Origin of the sequence: Methanogenium sp. MK-MG, from assembly GCF_009914725.1 — an archaeon.
GTDB lineage: Archaea > Halobacteriota > Methanomicrobia > Methanomicrobiales > Methanomicrobiaceae > Methanogenium.
Genome location: NZ_JAAAWJ010000102.1, coordinates 1 through 5299 on the forward strand (window position 1 = coordinate 1; position 5299 = coordinate 5299).

The following is a 5299-nucleotide window of genomic DNA, read 5'->3' on the forward strand; positions in this document are numbered from 1 at the left end:
GAACGCCCCGTTGTCAAGGCAGATGATGGTCAGGTTTTGGGGTTTCTCTGCAGCTATTACCGGCAGAATCGCAGTTCCCAGCAGGCTCCCGTCTCCGTCAAGGACAACGACATCGCGTTCGGTTCCAAGGCTTATTCCAAACCCGATGGGTGATGCCTGCGTATAGCTTCCGAGCATGTAGAAGTTTTCATCCCTGTCCGATGCGGCGTATAGCTCCTTTCCCGGCACACCGATGTTTGATACGACCAGTTCATCATCCAGCACGTCTGCAATGGCCCCGATGGCGTCTGCCCGTTTCATCACCGGTTCTGGTAGTCTGCGTTTGTAAGTGAGTGCCACATCACGCTGCCGGGTTGGAAATGCGGTTTCTTTAACAGAACAGCGGCTGCATTCCCAGACTTTCGGGATTATTAACGCAACATGCGGGCGTGAATGGGTATACGCATCCCTGATCACATCCCTGATACGGTCAAGTTCTGAAGGTTCGGATATGATGGTGTAGGGGATCTCCAGCACGTCGAGCAGACCGGGAATGTGTCTGTTGAACGGCACCTGTGCCGGAATTTTTTCATTGTAAACCCCTCTCCAGCTTGCAAGGATAGGAAGCGGAAGGTGGTAGAGCACGGTCAGAGACATCATTGCGTTGAACATATTTCCGAGGCCTGAGCTCTGGATATGCACAACAGGTCTTTTTCCGGCGAGACAGAGGCCTGCACAGAGTCCGACACTGTCCTCCTCCCGCATTACGGTAATCGTCTGCGAATATGTCTCCAGGAGTGAACAGAGTTCCTTTGTTCTGTCGCACGGGAGAACGACCGTCATATCGATACCCTCTTCAGAGAGGATTTCAAGCACCCTCTCCTCAGGCATGGGTATTCACCCATGCCTCGATATCGCGCCTGATTTCATCGACCGCAGCACCTCCCTTCACACTGAATATGGGTTCCACAGGGAACCGGTCTTTATCTTCTGCCACGCGTCTGTATCCGCCGCCGGTGATGTTGAGCAGTATGTAGTCATCCTTTCCTACGGCACCCGTCTCAACCGCTTTGATGAGCGATGCCACACAGACCGATGCCGCCGGGTCAGGGTCTATCCCCTCTGCATCAACAAATATTTTCTCTGCCTCTGTTGCCTGAACATTTGTGATGCCGTCCATCGTGCCGCCCGTTGCAGAGAGTGCGTCATACACGCCTCCACTGATGGAGTAGGGGGGCTCCCGGTTTGTCAGGACATCGGCATAGACCTGACTGACTGCATGACGGGCATCCGGCATATCTGTTTCAGGTATTATTTCCCGTCTGTTGTCCTGCCAGGCGTTCATCATCGGTACAAATGGTTCGTTCTGTGCAAGGTGCAGACTGGGCAGGTCTGTCCCAAATCTCCCGTCGCCAATGAGTCGCATTGCTGCCTCCCATGCCGCAATGCCCCCGGTTCCGCTCCCTACCGCCTGGAAATGGTGGTCCGGCAGCCTTCCTGCCGTAACCGTACCGTCCAGCATCACGGTTCCCATGCCATCCCTGCGGGCGACATTCCGTGCGCCGCCCTCCGCGACGATGCCGGGTATGCTACAGACCGCGTTTCCGAACCCGATTGAATCGGTATAGTCCCCGTCCACCGTAATCAGACATATGTTCTCTGCAGGTGCGGTTGTCCAGAGCCTGTCTACAGCAGATTCCGGCACAACAACAACCACCGGGGCACCGGTGATGGCCGATACCTGACAGAACGCCCTTCCGGTGTTTCCGGCCGATGATATCTGGAGAATTCCGTTCCCTTTCTCTTTCATCCTGACGGTGGTCGGGAGTGCTTCCAGTTCCTTGAACGAGCATGACTCAATCTGTGCACCACGCTCCGGCCAGTAGCCTGAAAAACCGATGTAGAGATGGGAAAGCCCCAGTTCGCGTGCCAATACTTCGCTTTTGTATGTGACAGGGCCTGCATCGGACGGCAGGTGGCCTGTTACCGGGAGCCAGTCGGAGAACCTGAATACTCCCGGAAGGGGTTGAATGTCCAGCTGTGTTTTCCGGTAGTTTGCCCTGATAAGGCCGGTGCAGCCTCCGGGGCAGACATTGGTATACCGGTCAGGGATTATTTTCCCGCAGTCCGGGCATTTAAGCATATATTTTTCTGTCATATTCATCACCATTAAAAATTTTCGTTTGGTATCCTGTTTTTTTGTTCTGAGCAGTGTTCATCTGTTCTCATCCGGTCAGATGGTCTGTGTACTACCGGAATCCCTGCTGTGACCGATCCCCATGTGCAGACCTGCTGATTTCAAAGGTGTATATCCTCCACCCTGATCTGCAGCCCTGATGACTTGTTCAAAATCATATTGACTACACCGGTATGTCCGAGATACATCATACAGAATCCCGGCAGGAACTTCTGTCTTTTGCCGAACACAGGCTCATGGTTTACTGTCTTTGCCATACCTTCAAAACCGGTTATGTGGTAGGCTTCGATATCTTTGTATGCCTGTCCCCGCGAGAACCGGGGACCGACCACATGGGTGGTTATGACACCGCTGACGGGTGATGCGTCAATCACTCTCAGCACATGCTGGACCGGACAGCCTGCACCCATCGGTCTGCCGACGACGATATCTCCCTCTGTTATCTCCCACTGTTCAACGAGGTCCGGTCGAAACGGGAGTATTATTTTTCGTGCTGAAATTTCGTTGGGGAGGGGTTCAAGTATGAAATCATACGGCTCTCCATGAATGTCAGAACCGGTGTGAACAGCATCAAAGGCGTGTTGTTGTCCGTGATCACACGGCCTGTAGAACGGGCAGTCCTCATATGATTTCTTACCCTCTCCTACATACTCCAGAAAATCAGCACATGACTTCGCACCGCATACACCGCAGTCTTTTCCCGGAGGTGTCCAGTTCATATGTGCTAGTCCCCCCGATATAGGTAATCTGCGCCGTCCAGTTTTCTGATCACGCCGAAGTGTTTCTGCCATCCGATGTCGGTCTTGCCGATGCAGATTGTGCAGACTCCAAGGGGCGGAGCACCCCTGAGGTTGATTTTATCAGGATCGTGTATGTCGGGGCACTCTTCAATCGCACGGAGCAGGTAGCGCATGCCTGTCCCCTGCACGGCATTCGTTTCGATAATGTCGATATCTTCGTTCACCTCTTTGATCCGCTCACGGAAGACCTCTTTTTCTGCCTGTGATACGAGGTCAATGCGTGTTACAACCGCCATGTCGGCAAGGGCTATCATCGGCGCCATCTTCAGGGGCGTGTTGATGCCGTTAACCGCACTGGTCACTACAATGCCCAACGACTGTGTGGTGTAGGGGGAACACCTGAGACAGAGTCCGGCACTCTCGACAATAAGGATGTCTGCCCGTTCTTCCCCGGCCCATTCGATGGCGTCTTTCATAACCATGACACTTGCATGATCCGGACAGAGATCACCTGAGTATACCTTTTTTGTAGGTATGCCAAACTCCTGTTTCAGCTCCTCATCCTCAAATGCCCGTGTGACATCAATTTTCAGGTATGCAATTTGTTGGGAATTGCCTTTATTCTTGATTATCTGTTTTACCACAGCAGTCTTCCCGCATGAAGGCGGTCCTGCAATGATTATCAGTTTCATGTGAATACCTGACCGCAGATCATCTCTCCTGCACGAATCTGTTCACGCATCCGGCACATGATCCTGTCAAGTTCGATTACCTTTAGGAGCGCCTCATCCTCCCTTCCGTTCGGTTCAAGAACTCCGCTGACTCCACCGTTTTTCATGACAATACGCCTGTCGGACATCAGGGATACCATGGGATCATGGGTGACAAAAATAAGCGCTTTATTATACTCTTTCAGGGTTTCAATGACCCTGTCTTTGAAGATTCCTGCATTTTCAACCTCGTCAAGCAGGATTAACGGTGTATCGCTGATTGTGATCGCATCTGCAACCATAAGCGATCTGGTCTGTCCTCCTGAGAGTGCGGTCATCTTTACATCAGGATGGATTTTTTCGCCGGTGAACTCGTTTGCAAGGTCAATTGTCTTTCCGGTGAGTTCGGTCTCAGCAATTCTGCGTGATTTGATGTGCATCTCAAGGAATTCATGCACCTTCAGGTCTGCAAGGCATTTTGTATTCTGGGTTATCAGTGCCACCGGTTTCTTTGCAGGATCCCGTATGTAGTCTTCCGGGGGATGTTCACCGTTTACCAGTATGGTTCTTCCCGTAGCAGTATCATTTCTGGCAAAAATTTCAATGTCAGTTATGAACGCACTCTTTCCCGAACCGGTCGGGCCGACGATTGATAGCGTGTCACCGGGGCGTATGATAATTTCATCAAAGTTCTCCGGTTCTCCTGACCGGTTTTTCCCGGACAGGACTGTGATCTCCTCGATCATCTCAGAGTTCATATGTAGATTACATGTGCCTTGGATATTATGTTTGCCCTGGTTTGCGCCAATCAGTTGACACATGTGTCTAATTTTATTGAAGTTTTTCCCGTATTGTATTAATTTGCAAAATTTGGTTCTAAAAAAATTTTCTGCCTCATATACCGTTATGCACAATCGTTACCAGGAAGATACGCTGATAAAAAAAGGCCATAATATGTGGTGCAGCCTGACCGTGGAAAACAGCCTGCATCAGAAAAGCGACGCATGGTTCTTGCAGAAAAATGATATGGATGTAAATTAAATTCCTCAGCAGCTCTCATCCAGCTGTTCAATGACTTCCTGGGTGACACCACGGACCTTCTCCACTGATTTCCGGAATCCCTCTACTTCGTCTTCGCTGATGGTGATCGCGAGGGGTGTGGCGCCGTTTCTGTCCAGCCGGGCGGGGATGCCGATGCAGACATCGCCGATGTTGTGGATTTCGCTGTTGATAAAGACAGAGACTGTGAGTATCCGTTTTTCATTCCCGAGAATGGTGCGCACAATGGTTGCGATCGCGTCGCCCGGCCCGTAGACTGTCGCACCGATGCGGCTGATGATGGCAGACCCGGCGTTCATGACATTGTACATGATCTTGTCTTCCGGGAGATTTTTGAAATCCGGGATGTTCTGGATGGCAATGCCTCCAACGGTGGTCGCCGACCATAACGGGACCATGGAATCGCCATGTTCGCCGATGATGCGGGTATGAACTTCGCTTACATGAACATCGAAGTATTTGGCAATATTCCATTTCAGGCGCATCGAGTCCAGATGCGTTCCAAGGCCGATGACCTGGTTTGGTTTCATTCCCGAGTATTTCAGTGCCACCGCGGTCATCACGTCGACCGGGTTTGAGACGATGAATAAAATGGCCTTTGGTGCATGCCACCC

At 51.5% G+C, this 5299-nt stretch carries 5 protein-coding genes and 1 pseudogene; all 6 read right to left on the reverse strand.

The features are described 5' to 3' along the window. The coding region (comD, locus tag MKMG_RS10440; protein ID WP_165077808.1) for a sulfopyruvate decarboxylase subunit alpha at positions 1 to 870 on the reverse strand (870 nt) is incomplete at its 3' end. Continuing rightward, the gene (locus MKMG_RS10445) at positions 863 to 2137 is read right to left on the reverse strand and encodes a cysteate synthase (RefSeq protein ID WP_165077810.1); all 1275 of its coding nucleotides are present in this window, start codon (positions 2135 to 2137) and stop codon (positions 863 to 865) included. The genes MKMG_RS10445 and comD, both read right to left, overlap by 8 nt. Before the next feature lie 140 nt (positions 2138 to 2277). Then, positions 2278 to 2895 carry a (Fe-S)-binding protein gene (locus MKMG_RS10450; protein ID WP_165077812.1) on the reverse strand — a complete coding sequence of 206 codons (618 nt, stop codon included), beginning with the start codon at positions 2893 to 2895 and terminating at the stop codon, positions 2278 to 2280. A gap of 5 nt (positions 2896 to 2900) precedes the next feature. Then, the gene (locus tag MKMG_RS10455; RefSeq protein ID WP_165077814.1) at positions 2901 to 3608 is read right to left on the reverse strand and encodes a GTP-binding protein; all 708 of its coding nucleotides are present in this window, start codon (positions 3606 to 3608) and stop codon (positions 2901 to 2903) included. Continuing rightward, positions 3605 to 4384, reverse strand: coding sequence for an ATP-binding cassette domain-containing protein (locus MKMG_RS10460; RefSeq protein ID WP_165077815.1), 780 nt, complete (start codon positions 4382 to 4384; stop codon positions 3605 to 3607). The genes MKMG_RS10455 and MKMG_RS10460 overlap by 4 nt, the downstream gene beginning before the upstream one ends. Positions 4385 to 4672: 288 nt before the next feature. Further along, positions 4673 to 5299: pseudogene (locus MKMG_RS10465) on the reverse strand (malate dehydrogenase); the annotation flags it as partial.